At 64.9% G+C, this 22406-nt stretch carries 16 protein-coding genes; 9 read left to right on the top strand and 7 right to left on the bottom strand.

What is annotated here, in order from left to right:
• Positions 1 to 21: 21 nt before the first annotated feature.
• From ACLI1C_RS03560 to ACLI1C_RS03545, 4 genes are all read right to left on the bottom strand, one after another.
• On the bottom strand, positions 22 to 633 hold the full coding sequence (locus ACLI1C_RS03560) for a hypothetical protein (RefSeq protein ID WP_411395479.1): 612 nt from the start codon (positions 631 to 633) through the stop codon (positions 22 to 24).
• Positions 634 to 663: 30 nt separating this feature from the next.
• Positions 664 to 2058, bottom strand: coding sequence for an exopolysaccharide Pel transporter PelG (pelG, locus tag ACLI1C_RS03555; protein ID WP_411395478.1), 1395 nt, complete (start codon positions 2056 to 2058; stop codon positions 664 to 666).
• Entirely contained in the window at positions 2059 to 3534 is a 1476-nt protein-coding gene (gene pelF, locus ACLI1C_RS03550) for a GT4 family glycosyltransferase PelF (protein WP_411395477.1), read from the bottom strand.
• Between the two features lie 69 nt (positions 3535 to 3603).
• Positions 3604 to 4296: a hypothetical protein gene (locus tag ACLI1C_RS03545; RefSeq protein ID WP_411395476.1), complete on the bottom strand. Its 693-nt coding sequence runs from the start codon at positions 4294 to 4296 to the stop codon at positions 3604 to 3606.
• Between the two features lie 164 nt (positions 4297 to 4460).
• On the opposite strand from ACLI1C_RS03545, the gene ACLI1C_RS03540 reads away from it, so the two are divergent.
• The 4 genes from ACLI1C_RS03540 to glmS all read left to right on the top strand — a co-directional run bounded on the left by ACLI1C_RS03540 (position 4461) and on the right by glmS (position 14654).
• Entirely contained in the window at positions 4461 to 5414 is a 954-nt protein-coding gene (locus ACLI1C_RS03540; protein ID WP_411395475.1) for an MJ1477/TM1410 family putative glycoside hydrolase, read from the top strand.
• Positions 5398 to 6102 carry a tetratricopeptide repeat protein gene (locus ACLI1C_RS03535; RefSeq protein WP_411395474.1) on the top strand — a complete coding sequence of 235 codons (705 nt, stop codon included), beginning with the start codon at positions 5398 to 5400 and terminating at the stop codon, positions 6100 to 6102. Before ACLI1C_RS03540 ends, ACLI1C_RS03535 begins: the two co-directional genes overlap by 17 nt.
• Before the next feature lie 9 nt (positions 6103 to 6111).
• Positions 6112 to 12675: a cadherin-like domain-containing protein gene (locus ACLI1C_RS03530; RefSeq protein ID WP_411395473.1), complete on the top strand. Its 6564-nt coding sequence runs from the start codon at positions 6112 to 6114 to the stop codon at positions 12673 to 12675.
• 152 nt (positions 12676 to 12827) lie between these two features.
• A complete protein-coding gene (gene glmS, locus ACLI1C_RS03525) occupies positions 12828 to 14654 on the top strand; it encodes a glutamine--fructose-6-phosphate transaminase (isomerizing) (protein WP_411395472.1) in 1827 nt (608 codons plus the stop codon).
• Positions 14655 to 14682: 28 nt separating this feature from the next.
• Here the strand turns inward: glmS and ACLI1C_RS03520 are convergent, their stop codons facing one another.
• Positions 14683 to 14913: a hypothetical protein gene (locus ACLI1C_RS03520; RefSeq protein WP_411395471.1), complete on the bottom strand. Its 231-nt coding sequence runs from the start codon at positions 14911 to 14913 to the stop codon at positions 14683 to 14685.
• A gap of 321 nt (positions 14914 to 15234) precedes the next feature.
• Between ACLI1C_RS03520 and panB the strand changes: the two genes are divergently transcribed.
• The 5 genes from panB to ACLI1C_RS03495 are packed head-to-tail and all read left to right on the top strand — an operon-like array spanning position 15235 to position 20132.
• Entirely contained in the window at positions 15235 to 16041 is an 807-nt protein-coding gene (gene panB / locus ACLI1C_RS03515; protein ID WP_411395470.1) for a 3-methyl-2-oxobutanoate hydroxymethyltransferase, read from the top strand.
• On the top strand, positions 16034 to 16807 hold the full coding sequence (locus ACLI1C_RS03510; protein ID WP_411395468.1) for a type III pantothenate kinase: 774 nt from the start codon (positions 16034 to 16036) through the stop codon (positions 16805 to 16807). Before panB ends, ACLI1C_RS03510 begins: the two co-directional genes overlap by 8 nt.
• Positions 16797 to 18008 carry a bifunctional phosphopantothenoylcysteine decarboxylase/phosphopantothenate--cysteine ligase CoaBC gene (coaBC, locus tag ACLI1C_RS03505; RefSeq protein WP_411395467.1) on the top strand — a complete coding sequence of 404 codons (1212 nt, stop codon included), beginning with the start codon at positions 16797 to 16799 and terminating at the stop codon, positions 18006 to 18008. Before ACLI1C_RS03510 ends, coaBC begins: the two co-directional genes overlap by 11 nt.
• Positions 18005 to 18859, top strand: coding sequence for a pantoate--beta-alanine ligase (panC, locus tag ACLI1C_RS03500; protein WP_411395466.1), 855 nt, complete (start codon positions 18005 to 18007; stop codon positions 18857 to 18859). The genes coaBC and panC overlap by 4 nt, the downstream gene beginning before the upstream one ends.
• 31 nt (positions 18860 to 18890) lie before the next feature.
• Positions 18891 to 20132 carry a glycosyltransferase gene (locus tag ACLI1C_RS03495; protein WP_411395465.1) on the top strand — a complete coding sequence of 414 codons (1242 nt, stop codon included), beginning with the start codon at positions 18891 to 18893 and terminating at the stop codon, positions 20130 to 20132.
• A gap of 3 nt (positions 20133 to 20135) precedes the next feature.
• Here the strand turns inward: ACLI1C_RS03495 and ACLI1C_RS03490 are convergent, their stop codons facing one another.
• A complete protein-coding gene (locus tag ACLI1C_RS03490; protein ID WP_411395464.1) occupies positions 20136 to 21251 on the bottom strand; it encodes a LacI family DNA-binding transcriptional regulator in 1116 nt (371 codons plus the stop codon).
• Positions 21252 to 21407: 156 nt separating this feature from the next.
• Positions 21408 to 22397 (bottom strand): substrate-binding domain-containing protein, encoded by a 990-nt coding sequence (locus ACLI1C_RS03485; protein WP_411395463.1) that lies wholly within the window; start codon positions 22395 to 22397, stop codon positions 21408 to 21410.
• Between the last annotated feature and the right edge of the window lie 9 nt (positions 22398 to 22406).

Genomic DNA, 22406 nt, shown 5'->3' with positions numbered 1-22406 from the left:
GCGCTCCGAGCGTCAAGGGCCTCAACCTGCCTTGGCGGCGTTCTGACGCGCAGATTTCTGGGGTCTCGTGCGGGGCCGGACCAGCATCGCGATCGGCGGACGCGCATCGGCGGTTTCGGTATTGCTGGCCAGCTGGCGTTCGAGCTGGTGTGTGCGTTGCGCCAGCACTTCATACTGGGCGGCGATCAGGCTCTCGGCCAGCGTTGCCTTGCGCAGCTTCGCGGCCTGTTCCTGAATGACCCGAGCCCGGTTCGACGTAACGGCGCCTACCATCAGGCCGGCCAGCATCCAGCACAGGGCATCCGCCCAGACATAGCCAAAATAGGCCGCGTAGGACATGTCGATGGGACGGGCCGGCCAGCCATCGATATGGGACAGACCGATGGCCGCCAGCGCGGAAAGGATGCCGCCCAGTATCCCATACTGCGCGCTGAGCAGGACCACCGCGAACAGGAAGGGGTGGACCGGCCAGTCGGCAAAGGGGACGGCGCCGACATAGTCGAGCAGCGTCAGCCCGACCAGGAGCACGGCCCCCTCGGCAAGCGCCAGGCTATTGGACCGGCTGGGCAACAATTGCTGCGGGGAGGTCGGGCCGGAGAAGTGCCTGGAAACGAGAGAACTATCGTGATGCATGAAATCCTCGCATGAAAATGAGTGCCGCGATTATCCGGCAACAGCCGGATTGTTGACCACGAAGGTCAGTCGATTGAGCCCGCCCAGGGTGCGCCGCATGGCGGCATAGGCGAGCGTTCCGCTGACCATGGAGGCCACCACGTAGCCCATGCCCAGCAGGTCGGGATTGGTCAGCATGACGGCCGTCAACCCCGTATTGAGGGCGAAGAAGAGCACCTGCAGCCAGAGATAGGCCTTGCCGTACTGGACGAAGAGGATGACGCCGCAGCTGGCCTGGAACAGGAAGTGGAAGGCAGCTCCGACCAGGGCCAGACGCAGCACCGAAACGGCGTCGTAGGGCAGGCCCAGCAGGTTGGCGAGGAACGGCGCGGCAATGGCCAGGGCCGCGCTGATAGCCAGCTGCATCAGGAAAGCCGAGAATACCGCATCGACCGTGTCACGCATCAGCGTGCGGCGCTGCTCGTCAATCTGGCGCAAGGTGCCACCGGAATGCACGATGTCACGATAGTGGCGGTAGCTGTCGAAGAAGGTGGTCTCAAGCCACACGACGAAGACCGACATGACGGGCACGATGGAAATATAGGCCATGAACATCGGGCTGTCGTAGCGCGCCGCATAGAGCAGCCCCTCGCCCACGGACGTGGCTTCGCTGGACTGCCAGACGACCAGCTTGTCGGCCCAGACGGCCAGGGCGCTGCAGACACCCGCGACGATGAAGGTCGCCGAAGTCGGCCGGATCGTGGTCAGCGTCGACAGCAATTCGTGGAACGGCGTCAGGCGGCCTGGGAAGGTGCGCAGGATGAGGAAATTGAGAATGCAGAAGGCTATGCAGAGGCCGAGGCTGAAGCCGAGCAGCATGCCGCCCGGGCCGTGGCCGAGTGCCGCCGAGGCGCCGCCGAAGAAGATTGAGCAGGTCAGGCCCAGAGCGAAGGCCGACGTCACCGCCGGATACTGCTTGATGGCCGCGACAAAGGCCATGGCCAGCCAGAGATGGGACACCTGAACCACGCAGACCATGGCCGCCAGCCCCAAGGCGAGCGGCAGCTTGACAAGGCCAAAGAAGACGATGGCCCCACCCACGACTGCCAGGACGGTGGTGACGAAGAGCGCGGCCAGATAGATGCCCTGCACATCCTGGAACCGGCGCTGGAACAGGATGCGCGACACGCGCAGGGTCGCGTCGAGCGAAATGGGCGCCGTGATCACCAGCGACAAGGCGAAGCTGTAGATCACCAGCACGCCGAAGATCTTGAGATCGAGGGGCGAGAGGATGGGCTGGCCCAGATAATGCAGCAGGGCCAGGCCGACCATGATCACGATCCAGGGGCCCGATGAGATCAGGATGGCGTGGCCGCCGGCCAATGAGCGCGAGGCCAGGCTATCCTGGCTGCTCAGCTTCCTGAGCGCAAAACCTATCCCGGCCATTTATGCCACCACCTTGATCTGCGGCGCGAAATTGCGCGCATAGAGTGCACGATATGCGTCGGCCACGACCTCCGAACGGTACTGTTCGCGGACGCGGCGCTGCAGGCGATCGCCATAGGCGCGCAGGCGCTTGGGATCCTCGAGCAGCATGGCGATGGCCTGGGCAATCTCTTCGCTGGCGCCCACCGGGGCAACGACGCCGCCGGGGCCGATGGCGCTGTATTCGTTGGGTCGGCCTTCCAGGATTTCGCGGCAGGCGCCCACATCCGTAGCGACGCAGGGCACGCCGGCGGCGCCGGCCTCGAGAATGACGAGCGGCAGCGCCTCGCTGATGCTGGTCAGCACCAGAACGTCAATTCGCCCCAGATAGTCGGAAACCTTGACCGGCCCGGTGAAGGAGACGGTGTCGGCGAGTTGCCGCCGATTGACCTCGGCCACGCATTCCTGGGCATATTCGGGCTCCTCATCCATCGGGCCGATGACCAGGGCCTGCAGGTCGGGGAAGCGATCGCGCAGGCGTTCGGCCACGTCGATGAAGGTCTGCACATCCTTGATGGACGTCACCCGCCCGATAAAGGCGATGGTGGGCCGCTCATGCGCCTCCTGCTTGACCTGGCCGTAGCGCTCGATATCGACGCCATTGGGAATGACGCTCAGCTTTTCCGGCTCGGCCCCCAGCGCATACTGGAAGGTCTGGTTGGCTTCATAGAGGGCGGTGATCTCGGTGGCCGCGCCGTAGGCGAGGTGCGCGAAGCTCTCGAAGGCACGCGCCCAGAGCTCGCGGATGTCCTTGCGGTCATCGGACAGGTCGAGGCCGTTGTCGATGCTGTTGGCGATCCAGTCCGCCATCAGGATCTCGATGCGGCGTTCATTGGAATAAATGCCGTGCTCGGTGATGAGCGAGGCGCGGCCGGTTTCGATGGCGGCGCGCGCGCCGATCAGGCCGGCATAGCCGGTCGAGACCGCGTGGTAGATCCGCGCCTGCGGGAGCGGACAGGTCAGGACGCGGAAGAGGCCGCCGACCAGCGTGCGCCAGGCCCAGAAATAGCCCAGGAATGCCGCATGCGGCATGGAGCCATAATGGTGGCACATGGTCTGCCAGGCTTCGGGCGAGTTGAGTAGCGTGTCGAGGCACACCCGGTGCCGCCCGCTGCCAAGCAGGCCCATCAACTCGCGCAGGTCCCGGGGGCTGCCTTCATTGAGGATCTGCCCGAGCAGGGAGGCCATATGCTCGGGGGTGACCGAGGGCCAGGTTCGCGTCGTGCCGAGGTGGTTGTCGTCGAGCAGCACATGCTCGATCGAGACCAGATTGTCCGGGCGGGCGTAGCGGGGCTCGGTCTGCGGCGCGCTGGGCAGGATTGCCAGGACAGAGAAGGTCCGTTCGGGCTGCGAGCGAATGAGCCAGTCGATCCATGTGGACACGCCACCGGCGACATAGGGGTAGCATCCCTCGGCGATCAGGCAAACATCCGCCATGTTCTCGGGTCTGCTCGGAAGTTGAATGCTGTCGTCGCGCCACATGATGGATACTCCACTACTTCGGGATCAGATATTGCGCGGGGTGGCTGGCAAGCCGGAGAGGCCCGGGCCGGACAGACCCATCTTCCTGCGGCGGGCGCGGGCCCTGGTATAGGCAGCCACCGCGGCGGCCTGGACGCGGACGCGCTGATCGGCGCTGCGCAGGGCAAGGGCCAGGGCGACTTCGACGAACTTTTCGTCATCCTCGATGGCGAGATAGGCGAGCAGCGCCTGCTTCTCCTGCATCGTGCCCGAGCTGAGCAGCGCGTCATAAGGGCGGGGCAGGCGCGAGCGCTGCTGCACCAGGCGGCCATCGATGATCAGGTCAACCAGGGTGACTGCGGGAGCCTCCTTGGGCGCCATGGTGTTGTACCAGCTCTCCAGCGCATCGGCCTTGGGCCGCCAGGCCAGCTGCTCACCCAACAGGGCTGCCGCGCCGCCGATGGGACCGCCGGCAAAGGTCAGCAGGGTAAAGGTCTGCAGGGCGCCCGTTTCGATCTGCGAGCGCTCGAGCAGCAGGACCAGCACAGTGAGGGAGGCGATAATGCCGACATGGCCCAGTGCCAGGGTCTCCCAGCCGTGGCCGGTCGCGGCGTGGGCGATCAGCAAGACTTCAGCGATGATCGTGCCGATCTTCAAGAGAAGCATTGCCACGTCATTGCCGCTGCGCCCTAGGGCGAAATCGGAAACCGGGGCCTTTATGGTCATATGCTCGTTCATTTCTTGGCTCCCTAGCAGGCACCAGCCAATCTACTGGCCTTTCCCAGACGATATGGGGCGTGTTGAGCCACTGCATTGATGGTCATCAATGCTGCGCAGGCAGACTTGCTCTATCCATGCAGCAGCGCAGCTTGCCGATTGTCGGCACTGCTTTGGCGGAAAACATGCTCATCAGCGAACTCCTCACCCCCCGGGCCGCCCGCGCGCACATGTCGCCGCTCCTGAGTGCGTCCGCACTCCTGCACCTGGCGGTCGCCATGTCTGCCGGTCCGGCATTGGCAGCACCCCGCATGGGTATCGAGACCGTGCGCAGCTGGGGCTACCAGTTGCAGCAGGTCGATCCCGCGGCGATTGCGGCGACGCCTTATGATCTTGTGGTGATCGACTATGCGCGGGACGGAACGGCGGCAGGCGCGTTCGAGCCGGCCAGGGTGGCGCAGATGCAGCGCAAGCCGGACGGCCAGCGACGGATCGTGCTCGCCTATCTCAGCATCGGTGAAGCCGAGGACTACCGCTTCTATTGGCAGAGGGACTGGAGCGTGAGCCCGCCGGACTGGCTGGGTGCCGAAAACCCGGACTGGCCGGGCAATTATGCGGTCAATTACTGGGACGAGGCCTGGCAGGCGCTCATCCTGGGCGCCCCGGGGGCCTATCTCGATGCCATCATCGCCAGCGGCTTCGATGGCGTCTATCTCGACCGGATCGATGCTTTCGACGTTCCCGCCCCCGGGGTCTCCCGGGCGCAGCGCATGCAGCTGATGTCCGACTTCGTGGTCCGGATCGCCAGCTATGCGCGCCAGTACCGGCCCGGCTTCATCGTCGTGGGCCAGAATGGCGAGGAACTGCTGGACGAGCCGAACTATGCGTCGACAATTGACGCCGTCGCCAAGGAAGACCTGTTTTTCGGTCTCGCCGGCGACGGAAAAACCAACAGCAATGCCGAACTCCGCGCCAGCCTCCGCCCGCTGGTGCGCTTTCAGACAACCGGCAAGCCGGTCCTGCTGGTCGAGTATCTCGACACGCCCCAATCCATTGCGCTGGCGCGCCAGAAGGCCGCCGCTCTGGGCGCACCCCTCTTCATTGGCGACCGGGAGCTCGACGATGTCGACACACGCTGAAACCATGGTCCGAAATCCGGCTGCCCTGAGCCCGGCCACGACCGACAGGCCCGACCGGACGCTCGCGGCCATCGTGGTGCTGGCGGGGCTGGCCCTGGCCGGCACGCTCGCGCTACTGCCGAGCTCGGAGGAGAAGGCGGCGGGCCTGTTCGAAGAAGAGCGCTATGACGAGGCGATCACGCTGCTTGTCTCGCTGGAAGACCAGCGGGCGCTCAATGCCTATGAAGACTTCATGCTGTTCAAGCTCTACGTGCTCACCAAGCAGCCAGACATGGCCGCTGCCTTGCTGGAGCAGGAGGGCGAACTGCAGTTCGAGCGCATCTGGGCGCTGGAACAGCTGGCCGCGCTCTATCGCGAAGGTCGCGACTATGCCGGCGAAGCCACCGTGCTGCGTCGCCTCTATGACGCCAGCCCGAGCGATGCGGCCTTCCAGCGCCTGCGTGCGCTCTATCGCCTGACCGGCAATGTGGAAGGCGAAGCGTCGCTGCTGCAGGGCGCCATTGCCGCCGGACAGGCGGGAAGCCCCCATGCGGAGCGGCTCTCCTATCTGCAATCACTCCCGCAGGCGGGCGGCAGCTCGGCGCTGTGGACCGTAGCGTCGGGCGAGGTCACCAGCATCGAGGCGCCCGGAATCCGGATCGTCGCGGTGACGGACCTCGCTGCGCCCCAGACTTCCTCTGTCGAATAGGAACCCCAAATGGCCATCGCTCTGGACGGAACATTACTCGACTGGACCAATCTGGATCGGCTGGAAACCGCCGCCACCATTGTCGCCGGCTACGAGCTGTATGGCCGCCTGGAGGGCGACACATTCTACTTCGCGCTGCGCTCGGCGCAGCCGATCGGGCCCACATCCACGCTCTGGCTCAACACCGACGCCAATGTCGCGAGCGGCTATCAGGTCTGGGGCTTTGCCGCCGGAGCGGAGTTCAACGTCAACTTCGGAGCCGACGGGGTCCCACGGCTCTATAGCGGCGCCGACGGCCAGACGCTGGTCGGCGATCTGAGCTACGCCCTCAGCGCCGACAGCATGGTGCTTGAGATCGCCCTGCCCAAGGCACTGCTCGGCGCCAGCGTGTCGAGCGTCGGGATCATGGCGGACATCAACAACTCGGTGTTCCTGCCCTCCGACTACACCTTTGCCGCTTATACTATCGTGACGCCAGGGCCGTTCGACGGCCTGCTGACCGAATGGACCGCCGAGCAGCGCCTCGATACGCCGGAGACGGGCGTCGCCGGCTACGAGATGTATGGCAAGGTTATCGATGAGAGCTTCGTCTTCGGCCTGAGTAGCGCCGTGCCAATCGGGCCCAACACCACATTCTGGCTCAATACAGATGGCGACATCGCCACCGGCCACCAGATCTTCGGCTGGGCAGGCGGCGCCGAGTTCAACGTCAATATCGGGGCCGACGGCATTGCGCGGCTCTACAGCGGTGCCGATGGCGGCACCCTGGTGGGCGATATCGACTACAAGATCGCTCCCGGCGGGCTCAGCATGGAGTTTGCCGTTCCCAAGGCGCTGCTTGGCGCCTCGGTCAATTCGGTGGTGCTGCTGGCCGATATCAACAATAGCGTATTCCTGCCCCCCAGCTACGCGGCGGGGGGCTATGTGCTGACCGAGCCGGTGGTTGTCCCTCCGGGCCCATATGACGGCCTACTGACCGAATGGACGGCCGAGCAGCGCCTCGATACGCCGGAGACCAGGGTCACCGGCTATGCGCTTTATGGCAAGGTTGTCGACGACAGCTTCGTCTTCGGCCTTGGCAGCGCGGCGCCGATCGGCCCCAACACAACGTTCTGGCTCAATACCGACGGCAACGTTGCTACGGGCTATCAGATCTTCGGGTTTACCGGCGGCGCCGAATACAACGTCAATATCGGCGCTGACGGCGTGGCGCGGCTCTATAGCGGAGCGGCCGGCGAAACGCTGGTGGGCACAATAGACTATGCGATCGCCCCGGATGGGCTGAGCATGGAATTTGCCGTCCCCAGGGCCCTGCTGGGCGCCAGTGTCACCGCAGTGACGCTTCTGGCCGATGTGAATGACGGCGTCTTCCTGCCCCCCGCCTATGCCAATGGCGGCTATGTCCTGGTCGACCCGGCGTCGATACCGGTGGGGCCCTATGACGGGTTGCTGACCGAATGGACCCAGGAGCAGCGCCTCGACAATGCGACGAATGGCGTTGCGGGCTACGAACTCTATGGCACTCTGGACGGGGACAGTTTCGTCTTTGCGCTCAAGAGCGCGGTCGCCATCGGACAGGGCACAACCTTCTGGCTCGATACCGACACCAATGCCGCCACCGGGTACCAGATTTTTGGCTTCACCGGCGGCGCCGAGTTCAACGTCAATATCGGCGCCGACGGCGTGGCGCGGCTCCATAGCGGTGCCGATGGGCAGACGCTTGTCGGCGAAATCGATCATAAGGTCGCACCGGATGGCATGAGCATGGAATTTGCAGTGCCCCGCAGCCTCATCGGCGCCTCGGTGACGGCAATCACCCTGCTGGCGGATGTGAACAATTCCGTCTTCCTGCCATCCACCTATGCCAATGGCGGCTACACAATTGTGGATCCGGCGTCCGTTCCACCCAGCCAGTTTGACGGGCTGCTGACCGAGTGGACGGCGAGCCAGCGGCTCGAGACGCCCATGAACACCATCGATGGCTACGAATTCTATGGCCAGTATGCCGATGGCAGCTTCAATTTCGGCTTCAAGAGCGCCGTCGCCATCGGGCCAAACACCACGTTCTGGCTCAATACCGATGGCAATGCGGCCACCGGGACACAGGTGTTCGGCTTTGCCGGGGGCGCCGAATTCAACGTCAATATCGGGGCGGACGGCGTCGCGCGGCTCTATAGTGGCGGCGCTGGCCAGACCCTGGTCGGCACGATCGACTACATGCTGGCGCCCGATGGCATGAGCATCGAATTTGCTGTGCCCAAGGCACTGATCGGGGCTTCGGTCTCCAGCATCAGCATCCTGGCCGATGTGAATGATGGCGTCTTCCTGCCGTCCAACTACCAGCAGCCGGCCTATACGGTTTACGACCCGGCATCCCTGCCCGCGGCGACGGAAACCGGCAACAAGGTCGCCATCGTCTTCTCCCAGACGACAGCCAACAACTACTTCAGCCAGATGGCCTATTCGCAACTGGTGATGGCGGCGCAGAGCCAGGCCATGGCGGCCGGCATTCCATTCGACCTGATCGGGGAGAGCGACCTCACGGACCTCTCCAAGCTGGTCAACTATGACGCGATCATCTTCCCCTCGTTCCGCAATGTGCCGGCAGACTATGCGGCCATCCAGGACGTGCTGACCAAGCTGGTCTACCAGTATGACGTGTCACTGATCGCGGCTGGCGATTTCATGACCAATGACGCGGCCAATGCCAGCCTGCCCAACAATGCCTATGAGCGCATGCAGACCCTGTTCGGGATCAACCGCACCGGGGGCGCTTCGGGCACGGTCGAAATCCAGGCGACCGATGCCGGTCATGCGATGACCGAAGGCTATGCCAACGGTTCGACCATCCATACCTATACCAATGCGGCCACATCGTATTTCTCCGCGGCCAATCCGAATGCAGCTTCGGTTAGCGTCATCGCCGAACAGGTGGTCAATGGCGTCACCACCGGCGCGGTGCTCGGCACGGTGACCGGCGGCCGCAATGTGCATTTCGCCACCGACGCCCTGCTGGGCGACGTGAACCTGCTGGGCCAGGCCATCGACTGGGTCAACGAGGAAGCCGGCGGCCCGACCGTATCGCTGCACATGACGCGCAATACGTCGCTGTTCGCGTCGCGCAACGACATGGACCAGTCTCAGGAAACCTACGATGTGGACGGCGGCATCTACGACGCCATGCTGCCCATCCTGCAGCAGTGGAAGACCGACTACAATTTCGTCGGCTCCTACTACATTAATGTGGGGCTCTATTCGCCCGACCAGGAAACCAACTGGTTGATCTCCAACCAGTATTACCAGGCCATGCTGGCCATGGGCAACGAGATCGGCTCGCATTCCTACAGCCACCCGTCCGACACAAACCTGCTGCTGCCCGATGTGGTGACGCAGGAACTGCTCGACCAGCGCATCGCGCAATATGCGCAGCTGCTCGACAATCCGGCGGCCTGCTTCTGCCCCTATTGCGCGCGGTATGATGCCGATCAGGCCGTGATCGACGCGCTGGCGCAGATGAGCGTGGGGCAGATCAATGCCACCCTGCAGGCGGCGCTGACCTCGACCAATCCCGGCGGGCTCGACCCGGTGTCCAAGGCCATTCTGGAGGCTTCGTACCGGTTCCAGTTCGAAACCTCGCGTCACGCCATCGAGGATGGCATCGGATCGCCCGTGGTGGGCGCCGCCGTGCCCGGCATGCCGGAAAACCTGGAGACGGCGCGCGCCATCATCCAGTTCTACGATTACCTGAGCGGCGGCGCTTCCATGCTCGGCGCCGGCTATCCGGGCGCCATCGGCTATCTGTCGCCCAGTGACACGGGCGGGGTCTATATTGCCCCCAACATGTCGTTCGACTTCACCCTGATGGGGTGGCTGGGGCTCAATGTCGAGCAGGCCGAGGCCAAATGGGCCGCCGAATGGGCTCAGCTCAATGCCAATTCGGACATGCCCATCGTGGTCTGGCCCTGGCATGACTATGGTGTCACCGCCTGGCCGCTCGATGCCGGCCAGTCCTCGCCCTATACCGAGGCGATGTTCACCAATTTCATCGCCACCGCCCATGCGGCAGGCACGGAATTCGTGACGCTGGCCGACCTGGCCGCGCGCATCAAGGCCTTCGAACGCACCGATTTCGGCTTCAGCGTGAATGGTGACGTCATCACCATGCACGCCGCGCCACAGACCGGCCAGCTGGGGACCTTTGCCTTCAACCTGGATGACCTGGGCGGCAAGACCATCAGCTCGGTCACCAACTGGTACGCCTATGACGCGGACAGCGTCTTCCTTGATGCCGATGGCGGCAGCTTCGAGGTGCAGCTCGGCACCAGCGCGGCGGATGTGACGCATATCACCTCGATCGGATCCCGCGCCCAGCTGCTGACGCTGAGCGGCAATGGCACCGAACTCGATTTCACCATTGCGGGCGAAGGCCGGGTCGTCATCGACGTCAAGCAGTCTGCAGGCATGTCCTATCAGGTGACCGGCGCCACCATCGTGAGCCAGGTCGGCGACCTGTTGACGCTGGATCTGGGCGGCATCGGCACCCATGTGGTGGCGCTGCGGCAGGTGGGGACCAATCTGGCGCCCACCGACATCGTGCTGAGCAACCAGGTCGCCGTGCCGGAAAACACGACGGACCGGTTCAAGGTGGCCGACCTTCTCGTGATCGACCCGGACACCGATCCGCTGCTGCGCAACAATGTGGTGAGCGTCTCGGATCCGCGCTTCGAGATCGATACGACGACGGGCGCGCTCTATCTCAAGGCTGGCCAGGTGCTGGATTTCGAGGCCACGCCCGAGATCGTGCTCTCGCTCACGGCGGCAGATGGGACGGTAAGCTATTCCAAGTCGGTCACGCTGGCGCTGGGCGATGTCAACGAGGCACCCAGCGATATCGTCGTCACCAATCAGGTGGGCGTGGCAGAAAACAACCTGCTGCGCACCAAGGTCGCGGACCTGGCTGTACTCGATCCCGACCTGGCGCCCGCCTTCCGCAACAATGCGGTGACTGTCTCCGATGCCCGCTTCGAGATCGACGCGCCCACCGGCGCGCTTTACCTCAAGGCAGGCCAGGCGCTCGACTATGAGGCCGGTTCGACCATCGCCATGACGCTGACGGCGAGTGACGGGACGCTCAACGTCGCCAAGACACTGACGCTCAGCGTGCTCAATGCCAACGACCTGCCGACGGGCGCACCAACCATAACCGGCGCGGCCATCGAGAATGTCATCCTCAGTGCCAGCGCGGCGCTGGTCAGCGATCCGGATGGGCTGGGGAGCTTCTCGTACCAGTGGCAGCGCGGCAGCGGCTCTGTCTTCACCAACATTGCCGGGGCGACGGCGGCGACCTATCGGCTGGTGCAGGCCGATGCCGACCAGCTCGTGCGCGTCGTGGTGAGCTATGTGGATGGCGGCGGCACGACCGAAACGGTTGTCTCGACGGCCACCAGCCAGGTGGTCGATGTGCTGGCGACGACGACCCTGACGCCGCTCATGGCCAATACGTCGCGCATGATCACGGCTGCCGAGCTTGTCGGCTCGGGGCTTAGCGGTGATTTCAGCATCACCACGCTGACGGCGTCCATCGGCACGCTGGCGGCAGATGGCGCCGGCCAGTGGACCTATACGCCCCCGGCCAACAACCAATCGGCCGTTACCTTCGCCTATACTGCCACAGCGGGCAGCAAGCTGGCACAGGGCAGCTCCACCATGGACCTGTTGCCATCCAATGTGATCATGGGGACGGCGGGCGCAGACAATCTGACCTCCCGCAGCACCGCCAACACCTATCAGGGGCTGGCTGGCAACGACACGATATCGGCCGGTGGCGGCAATGACGTCATCTATGGCGGTGAGGGCAGCGACACAGCCCTGGGCGGGGGTGGCGCAGACATCTTCATGGCCACCCTGAACGATGGCAATGACAGCTATACCGGCAATGCCGGCGTCGATACCTATGATCTCTCGCTCACCACTGCGGGCGCCACAGTCAACCTGACCGCCGGCACCGCCACGAGCAGCCAGACCGGCTCGGACACGCTCAACACCATCGAGAATGTCATCGGCAGCACGGGCAATGACGTCATCACCGGCTCATCGGGCGCCAATGTGCTCAATGGCGGCGATGGCGATGACATCCTCCAGGGATTGGCGGGTGCCGACACCCTGCTCGGCGGCGCGGGCAATGACCGCATCACCGGTGGCGCCGGGCGTGATGTGATGACCGGCGGGCCTGGCGACGATACTTTCTACTTCAACCTGGTGTCCGAGATGGGCAGGACCACTACCAGCCGCGATGTCATCACCGACTTCACTCCCGGCGAGGATGTCATGAATTTTGCTGCCATCGACGCCAACACGCTGCTGCCAGGTGACAATGCCTTCACCTTCCTGGCGACGCAGGGCGCGGCCTTTACCGGGGCGCGTGGGCAGCTGCGCTGGCTGCAGGAGGACCCTGCCGGAACTGCCAGCGACAAGACCATCGTGATGGGGGACATCAACGGGGATCGTGTCGCCGATTTCCATGTGGAACTTACCGGGCTGATCACGCTCACCAATGATGATTTCATCCTTTGACTCCCCGCCGGTAGCGCACACGCTGCCATGGCGCAAATGCCCTGCCTCGGCAGGGCATTTGTCTGTGCGCAGGTCCTCTTGCATTGACTGCCATCAATGCCGGTGACCGGCGTCTGCCCTAGCCTCATCGGAGAACAGTCGGGAGACTCATCATGTGCGGCATCGTGGGAATTGCGGGGCGGGAACAGGTTGTCGATCGGCTGATCGGCGCCCTGGCGCGGCTTGAATATCGGGGCTATGACAGCGCCGGAATCGCCACGCTGGACCATGGTGAAATCCAGCGCCGCCGCGCGCCCGGCAAGCTGGTCAACCTCACCGAGAAGCTGACCCTTTCCCCCTTGATGGGCGTGACCGGGATCGGCCACACCCGCTGGGCGACCCATGGCGCGCCGACCGAGCTCAATGCCCACCCCCATGCCACGCCGCGCGTCGCGGTGGTCCATAACGGCATCATCGAGAACTATCGCTCATTGCTGGTGGAGCTGGCAGCCGATGGCTACCTGCCCGTCACCCAGACCGACAGCGAGGTGGTGGCGATGATGGCGACGCGCTGGCTCGACCTGGGCCTGTCGCCGGTGGCCGCCGTGCAGGCTACCGTCAGCCGGCTGGAGGGCGCCTTTGCCCTGCTGTTCCTGTTCCATGGCGAAGAGGGCCTGATCGTGGCGGCACGCCAGGGTTCGCCCCTGGCGATCGGCCATGGCGATGGGGAGATGTTCCTGGGTTCGGACGCCCTGGCGCTCTCGCTGTTCACCGACAAGGTGACCTATCTCGACGATGGCGACTGGGCCGTGGTGACGCCGCAAAAGGCCTCGATCCGCACGCGCGATGGCATGGTGGCCAGCCGCATGCTGCATCACAGCAACGCTTCCTCCAGCATCGTGGAGAAAGGCCCCTATCGCCATTTCATGGCCAAGGAAATCCATGAGCAACCCGACGCCGTCTCGCGCGTCATCGGACAGTTCATCGATCGGGCTACCGACACGCTCGCCGTGCACCAGCCGCTGGCCTTTGACTTTGCCAAGCTCAGCCGCATGACGGTCTCGGCCTGCGGCACCGCCTATCTGGCAGGTGCGGTGGGGCGGTACTGGTTCGAGCGCCATGCCCGGCTGCCGGTCGATATCGACGTGGGGTCCGAGTTCCGCTACCGGCAGCCGCCGCTGCAGCCGGACGGGCTGGCCCTCTTCATCTCGCAATCGGGCGAGACCGCCGACACCCTTGCCGCCTTGCGCTATTGCGCTGCCAATGGGCAGCACATAGCCAGCGTGGTCAATGTCGCGGAATCGACCATTGCGCGCGAATCCGGATCGGTCTTCCCCCTGCTCTGCGGCCCCGAGATCGGCGTCGCGTCGACCAAGGCGCTGACTGCGCAGCTGGCGACCCTGGCGTGCCTGGCCGTGGTCGCCGGGCGGGCGCGTGGAGCGCTCGACGATGCCGCCCTGGCCGAACTGGTCGGCGCGCTGGTGTCGCTGCCCGGGGCGCTGGCCAAGGCCCTGATGGTCGAGGAGGATATCGCCGAGATCGCCCGAGGCCTCAGCAAGGCCAGCGATGTGCTGTTCCTTGGTCGCGGCTCGCTCTATCCGATCGCGCTGGAAGGCGCGCTCAAGCTCAAGGAAATCTCCTATATCCACGCCGAGGGCTATGCCGCCGGCGAACTCAAGCACGGCCCCATCGCGCTAGTCGACGAGACTGTGCCCGTGGTGGTGATCGCGCCGTCGGACGAGCTGACCGAGAAAACCATCTCCAACATGCAGGAAGTGTGTGCCCGCGGCGGGCGGATCATCCTCATCACCGACGCGCAGGGCGCGGCCACGCATGGGGCGATGGCGCAGCAGACGATCATCATGCCACAGGTGCATCCCTTCGTGGCGCCGATCATTGCCGCGGTTGCCGTCCAGCTCCTGGCCTATCACGCGGCCGTGCATCTGGGGGCCGATGTCGACCAGCCCCGCAACCTGGCGAAGTCGGTTACGGTGGAGTAGCCGCGACGGCCCGGCATCGGTTGGTTCGCTAGGTGCGCTGGCCCACGAGCATGCGGGACCAGACCACCAGGCCGGCATCGAGCGTCACGACGACGGCACGACAGTTCTCGTAGAGAGCGGGTGTGCGGTAGATCAGGCTTTCGGCCTGCATGATTGCCGACGGCACGGAGGGGGCCGAGAAGCTCGTCGAGTGGCGAACGACTCCAAGTGGCTCCGTATCGGTCCCACCGGAACCGGCTTCGAGCTTAAAAAATGTCATTCCAAGTCCCAGTGCGCACCCCATCGTGACCTTATGGCCTGGGTCGGGCGATGCCCAAACACGCCTGCGTCATCGATAGACCACGTCTGTGGCGCAGGCGATAGCCCGCCGGCCGCGTCATACCATGGCCGCATTGGCGCCCGCCTTCGCGCAGGCCATTATATCGACGGAACGGGCAGGCACGGACAACGGGTCTTGATGGCAGGTGGCGCGACGGATACCACGTGCCCTGCCGAAACGTGGTCAGGCCAGACCACCCAGCCGGTGCTCGGAACTGTTGCCAGGGGTCAAGCCCCTGGGCGCACCAAATCAGGGAATCTTATGTCTGTTCAGACTGGCACCAAGCGACTGACGACACGTGACATCCAGGCATTGAAGCAACGCGGCGAGAAGATCGCCATGCTCACAGCCTATGACCATGTCACGGCGAGCCTGCTCGACCAGTCGGGGATCGATATCCTGCTTGTGGGCGACAGCCTGGGCAATGTCGTGCTGGGATATGAAACCACCCTCCCCGTGACCCTTGCCGACATGATCCGTCACGCGGCCGCGGTGCAAAGGGGTAGCACAAGGGCAATCGTGGTCTGCGACCTGCCTTTCGGCACGGCGACCGACCCCGAAACGGCGTTGCGCAGCGCGGTTGCGGTGCTGCAGGAAACCGGCTGCCAGGCCGTCAAGATCGAAGGCGGCGCTGCGGCCGTGCCCACTGTTGCCAGGCTGGTGGGACAGGGCATTGCCGTGATGGCCCATATCGGGCTGACGCCGCAGGCGGTGCACCAGCTCGGTGGCTATTATCGGCACGGCAAGACCGATGCCGAGGCGCGCATCCTGATCGAAGCGGCACAGGCCCTGCAGGCGGCGGGGGCCTTTGCCATTGTGCTGGAAATGGTCGTGCCCGAACTGGCCACCGAGATCACCGGGCTCCTCGACATCCCGACGATCGGGATCGGTTCGGGCCCCGGTTGCGCGGGACAGGTGCTGGTGATCAACGACCTTATCGGCCTCGGCATCCAGCCGGCACCGAGCTTTGCCAAGCCCAAGGCGGACGTCGCCGCGATTGTCCGCGACGCTGTGACCGCCTATATCGCCGATGTCAAAAGCCCTTCCGAGGAGCCACCCCTTGTCTGAACACTGGTTGCTGCTCGACATCGGCAATACCCATACCGTTGCCGGCATCTTTCGCGCGGAAGGCGGGCCGGTCGCCGAGATGCGCTTTCGCACCGATCCGCATTGCACCGCCGACGAGTATCGCATGCTGCTGCGGCAATTGTTTCAGGACCCGCTGGGCCGCAGCGTCTGGGACGTGGTGGATCGGGTGATCCTTTCCACAGTGGTGCCGGCGCTGGAGCGCGTGGTGGCCCAGGCCTGCGGCGACCTCTCCTGCCTCTTCGTCAATGCCGGCCTGGCGCGCGATTTTGAACTGGACCTGCCGCACCCAGAACAGCTGGGCGCGGACCGGCTGTGCAATGTCGCCGGTGCGCTGCAGCGAGCGGCAGCGCCGCTGCTGATCGTCGATGCGGGCACGGCGACCACCTTTTGCCTCGTGGACCCCGTGCGCGGCTATATAGGGGGAGCGATCGTTCCGGGTCTCGAAACCAGCTGGCGGGCGCTGCAGGGTCGTGCGGCCAAGCTCTTTGCCGTCGAGCTGATCCGTCCGGACAATGCCGTGGGCAACACCACCGAAACGCAAATCCAGAGTGGCGTGCTGCAGGGCTATGAGGCGCTGATCGAGGGCATGGCCGACCGGCTGCTGCGGGATGCGGGCTTTGCCCAGGCGACCCTGGTGGCGACGGGCGGCTGCTCGCGCCTGATCCGGCTCTCCGAGCGTTTCCGCCTTGAGCCCGACCTCACGCTTCTGGGTCTCTTCCGCTATGGACAGCTCAATGACAAGTAACATCCTCATCGCCGTGACGGGCAGCATCTCGGCCTACAAGATGGCCGATGTGGTGTCGGAGCTGACCAAGCGGGGCCATCAGGTGCAGTGCGTGCTGACGGCCAGTGCGCAGCAATTCGTCACCCCGCTGGTGCTGGAAACGCTGAGTGGCCGGCCGGTCAAATCGGACCTGTTCGGGGCAGACATTTCGGGCACCGAGCATATCGACCTGGCGCGATGGGCCGACATCGTGGTCGTCGCTCCAGCCACAGCCAATGTGCTGGCCAAGCTCGCACTGGGCTTGGCCGACGACCTGCTGACCACCATTGCCCTGGCGACGACGGCGCCGCTGCTGATCGCGCCGGCAATGAACACTGTGATGTGGGAGCATCCCGCTACCCAGGGGCATCTGGAGACACTGCGGCAACGCGGCGCCGCCATTGTGGATCCAGCCGCGGGGACACTGGCCTGCGGCGAGGTCGGCGTGGGAAAACTGGCGCCGGTGCCGGGCATTGTCGCGGCAATCGAAGCCGGCCTGGTCCAGCCAAGCAGCGACCTGGCCGATCTCACCGTCCTGATCACCGCCGGCCCGACCACCAGCCCGATCGACGCGGTCCGCTACATTACCAACCATTCGACGGGCCGCATGGGCGCGGCCATGGCCGAGGAAGCCATGCGGCGGGGCGCCCGGGTGCGCTATGTGCTCGGCGTGGACAAGGGCGTGGTCCGCCCCGTGGCGCCGAGGGGCACAGCCGAGCGCCTGACGCTGGTCGAGGTGCGCACGGCCGAGGAGATGGCCGAAGCGGCGCTGGCCTTCCTGCCGGAAGTGGGCGGCGTGATCGCCACCGCGGCGGTGCTGGACTATCGTATGGCAGCGCCCTCCGCCAGCAAGCTCAAGCGCGCCGCCGCGGACACGGTGCTGGATATGGTGCCGTCGGTCGACGTGCTCGGTGCCTTGCGGCAGGCCGCGACCAGGCAGTGGTTTTTCGGCTTTGCTGCGGAAACGGACAACATCGAGGCCAATGCCAGCAGCAAGCTCGAGAGCAAGAAGCTCGACTATCTGTTCGCCAATCCGGTGGCCCGAACCGGGGAGACGACATCGACGGGGTTTTCCGTCCCAACCAATGGCGGCATCCTGCTTCGGGCCGGAAGAGACGCCGTGTCGCTGCCGGTGATGAGCAAGACTGACCTCGCGAAGCGCCTTTGGGACCTGATCGCATGACCATCATTTTGCGGACCATTGCCGAGCTGCGCGCCTGGCGGGACCAGGTGCCGCCGGACCAGAAGGTCGCGCTCGTGCCGACCATGGGCGCGCTGCATGCCGGCCATATGAGCCTGATGGGCCTGGCGCGGGACCGCGCCGAGGTGAGCATTGCCAGCATTTTCGTCAATCCGCTGCAGTTCGGGCCGAGCGAGGACCTCAGCAAATATCCGCGCCCGGTCGAAGCTGACATTGCCCTCCTGGAGGGCGCTGGGATCGACGCAGTCTTCCTGCCGCCTGTGGCCGAGCTTTATCCCGAGGATGCATCCACCTTTGTGGTCGAGGAGAGCGTGTCGCTACCGCTCTGCGGCGCCGTTCGGCCCGGCCATTTCCGCGGCGTCGCCACCGTGGTGTTGAAGCTGTTCAACATCGTGACCCCGGATATTGCCGTCTTCGGGCAGAAGGACGCGCAGCAATGCGTGGTGATCGAGCGCATGGTGCGCGATCTCAACCTGCGGATCGATATTGTCCGCGGCCCTATCGTGCGGGAGCCGGACGGCCTGGCGCTGAGCTCGCGCAATATCTACCTCGATGCGGCGGACCGCCGGGCAGCGCCGGCCATTTTCGCCAGCCTCGAAGCCGCGCGCCTTGCCTTTGAGGCCGGCGAGAGAAACGCCGAAACGCTGGCAGGTATCGGGCGGGCGGTGCTGGCTGCCGAGCCGTGGCTCAAGCTGCAATACTGGGAGGTCCGCCATCCGGAGAGCCTTGCTGCCATAGAGACGATCGGGCCAGCCGGCGCGCTATTCGCTGTTGCGGCGCATCTGGGCACCACACGGCTCATCGACAACTACCTGGCGCGACCTGCAGAATAGGCGGCGAGGGGAAGGCCCGGGAGGGATCGTGATGCGGATCGCCATCCAGACATTGGGCACGCGCGGCGACGTCCAGCCCTATATCGCCTTGGCAATAGGCCTCGTCCGCCGAGGCCACGACGTGCAGATCGCGGCTCCCGTGCAGTTCGAGAGCTTGGTCGGGGCGCATGCCATACCGTTTATCGGCCTTCCCGGCGAGTTCCTCGCCCTGATGGACACCGAAGAGGGCAAGGCTGCTATCGGCGGCGGCCAGGGCTTCAGTGCAGGTCTCAAGCTGCTTAAATATATGCGGCCATTGATGGATCAGCTGCTTGAAGCGGAGACGGCCGCAGTCAGGTCATTCGGCCCCGACCTGATCCTGCATCACCCAAAGTCCCTTGCCGCCCCGCATCTGGCGACGGCGCTCGGGGTGCCCGGCATCCTTGCGTCACCCCTGCCCGGCTTCACGCCAACATCGGCGTTTCCGAGCCCTCTCCTGCCCTTCAATTCCCTGGGCCCCCTCAACAAGGTCAGTCACCTGCTGGCCACCAGGGGAGGCGAGCTGCTGTTTGCCAAGGAGCTGCGCGCGTGGCGACATCGGACGCTCGGCCTGCGGGCGCGTCCCAACAATCCGGTCGGGACGCTCTATGCCTATAGCCCCGAGGTCATCCCGGTCCCGAACGACTGGGGCGATGACGTCCTGGTCTCGGGCTATTGGTTCCTTGATGGCGAAGACTGGGCGCCCGATGCCGCGCTCGCCGAATTCCTCGCTTCTGGCGACAAGCCGATCTATGTCGGATTTGGCAGCGTGCCCGGCATCGACCCCGAGGCGATGACGGCACTGGTCGCCGAAGCCCTGGCCAGGACCGGCAAGCGCGGACTGCTGGCGACCGGCGGCGGAGCGCTCGGCGGCCAGGCCCTGCCGGCACATATGCACCGCATTGCCGCGGCGCCGCATGACCGCCTGCTGCCGCTGGTCGCCGCGGCAATCCACCATGGCGGCGCCGGCACCACGGGTGCCGCGCTGCGCGCCGGCCTGCCGACGACAATCGTTCCGTTCTTTGGCGACCAGCCGTTTTGGGGGCGGCGGATCGAACAGCTTGGCGTGGGGCCGCGTCCGCTGGACCGCAAGAGCCTGTCGGCCGACGCGCTTGCGGATGCCATCAGGGCAATGGACGCGCCAGAGATGCGAAGACGTGCGGGTGAGCTCGGTGCAGCGATCCGTCAGGAAAATGGCATAGAAGCCGCCATCCGCTTCATTGAGGCCCGGGCTGGCGCGGCCAAGCAGCCCTAGCGGCTATTCGGCGACTATCTTCCTGGTGACAACAGGCGGCGGCGGGCCGACCGAGGCACGCTCGACCAGGGGACATTCGAGCTTGGTGATGGGATAGCGCTTGGATTCGCTGGGATCGGCCGCGAGCTGTTCCACGGCCCACATGCCCATGGCCCGGTGCGGCAGGATGGAGGTGGTCAGGGGTGGATTGATGTGGCGGGCGATTTCCTCATCGTCGTAACCGACGACGGAGATGTCCTCGGGGATGGACAGGCCGGCCTCCTTGAGCGCCTCGTAGCAGCCGATGGCTGTGCGGTCATTCTGGCAGAAAATGGCGGTGGGCCGGTTCGGCAGGGCCAGCAACTGCACTGTGGCCCGGTAGCCAGCCCCAGCGGACCAGTCGCCCTCCACCACCAGTTCGGGGTCGAAGGGGATATCGGCCGTGGCCAGCGCGCGACGATAGCCCTTGAGCCGGTGCTGCGCCGCCTCCATCCATGGCTCGCCCGTGATGGTGGCGATGCGGCGGTGGCCGTGGTCGATGAGATGGCGGGTCGACATCTGGCCGCCCGCGATCTCGCTGGGCACCACGGCCGGAAAGGCATGATCGGCGGTGTAGCAGTTGAGCAGCACAACCGGGATGTCCAGCTCGGACAGATAGGCCGGCGCCACGATCTCGCGGGTGAAGATGGCCATGTAGATCAGGGCCGATACGCCGGGGCCCGTCAGCGCCCGGAGCGTCCTCGGCTCCATTTCGGCGTCGCACAGGGTCTGCGCCACGAGCACGACATTGCCGGCATTCCAGGAGGCCTGGCGCACGCCTTCGATCGCCACGACGGCCTCGGGGCTGGTGGCCAGCTGGTCAACCGCAAAGCCGATAATGCCGTCTATCGGTTGAACCCGGGCCGCCGGGCCGGCAGCACGGACGGGAAAAGTGGGCGAAACATAGCCCAAAGTGCGCGCGGCCTCGATGACGCGGTCCCGTGTCTGCTGCGACAGTTTCATGCCGGCCGTGCGATTGAGGACGAAGGATACGGTGGCCTGCGAGCAACCTGCGGCCTTGGCAACATCGGTCATCGTAACGCGCCGGCGCTGTTCCTTGCCGCCATTGCGGGTGCTGTTCGCCGAAGCCCTGCCAGCCATGTTCTACGCGTCTTTCAATCAAGTCTTCTTTTTGCGCGCCAATTGCTGCGGGCCATCAGCAGATTCGCGCCAGGAACAGCATGTGGGTGCAATGGGTTGCACGCAAGGGGTGAGTGGTGGACGCATCGAAACGCGTCCACCTGTCGCGGGAGGAAATCAGGGAGCGCAGATGCCCGGATCTTCCAGCGTGCACAGGTCGAGACCGGTGAACTTGGGATCCTCCACCGTGCCGCCATCGATCAGTTCGATCAGGATGTCGGGCGCCTCATTGCCCATCTGGTAGGGCCGCTGTCCGATCTGGAAATGGCTCCGGCCTTCGTTGAAGGCCTGAACCTGCGGCGGCAGGGTGTCGCCGGCAATGATGATGAGGTCCTTGCTCTTGAGACGATCCATGACCTGGTCGGTATTCTGCGCATAGGCCTGCGGGCCGAACTGCGCCCAGCCGCCCACCAGAATGAAGGCCGTCAGGTCCGGATTGGCGGTGAAGACGTCAGCCATCTGCTGATTGGCCGTCGGAATGTCGTCATTGGTGAAGACCGGGCAGCCATCGATTTCCGTCCAGCCATTGGTATCGGCAAGGCGCTCGATGCCCTTGCTGCCGGCAATGGTGTCGCGGAAGCCGGCGGCGCGTTCGTTGATATTGGCCGCAGCCACATTGCCCAGCTGCAGGCAGACCGTGCCCCCTTCCGGCTTGAGCTTCATCAGCTCATTGGCCATGCCGACACCCATGTCGTAGTTGTTGGTGCCGAAGTAGGTCTTGCGCAGGTCCGCATCGGCCGGCAGCAGATCGGCATCCACGGTGATGATCGGCATGGCCGGCGCCGCGCTGCGCAGCATATTGGCCATGGCCGGAGCATTGGACGGCGAGATGGCAATGCCGGCCACGCCGCGGCTGATCAGATCCTGCACGATCTGGACTTCGCCAGCCTCATCCGAGCTCAGGGCCGGCCCGGTATAGAGGCATTCATATTCGCTATCGGGGTTGGCTGCGTTCCAGTCGGCACAGCCCTGCCCCATGACCGTGAAGAACGGGTTGTCCAACCCCTTCACCACGACGGCCAGGATCTTCTTGTCCTGGGCATAGGCGCTGCCGGAAAGCGCCCCAACGATGGCAAGTCCGGCCAAGGCAAGCATAGTCTTCTTCATAGTGTCCTC

The organism is Devosia sp. XGJD_8 (assembly GCF_046614475.1).
In the GTDB taxonomy this organism is placed as follows: domain Bacteria; phylum Pseudomonadota; class Alphaproteobacteria; order Rhizobiales; family Devosiaceae; genus Devosia.
This window is presented reverse-complemented; position numbering and strand designations above follow the sequence as displayed.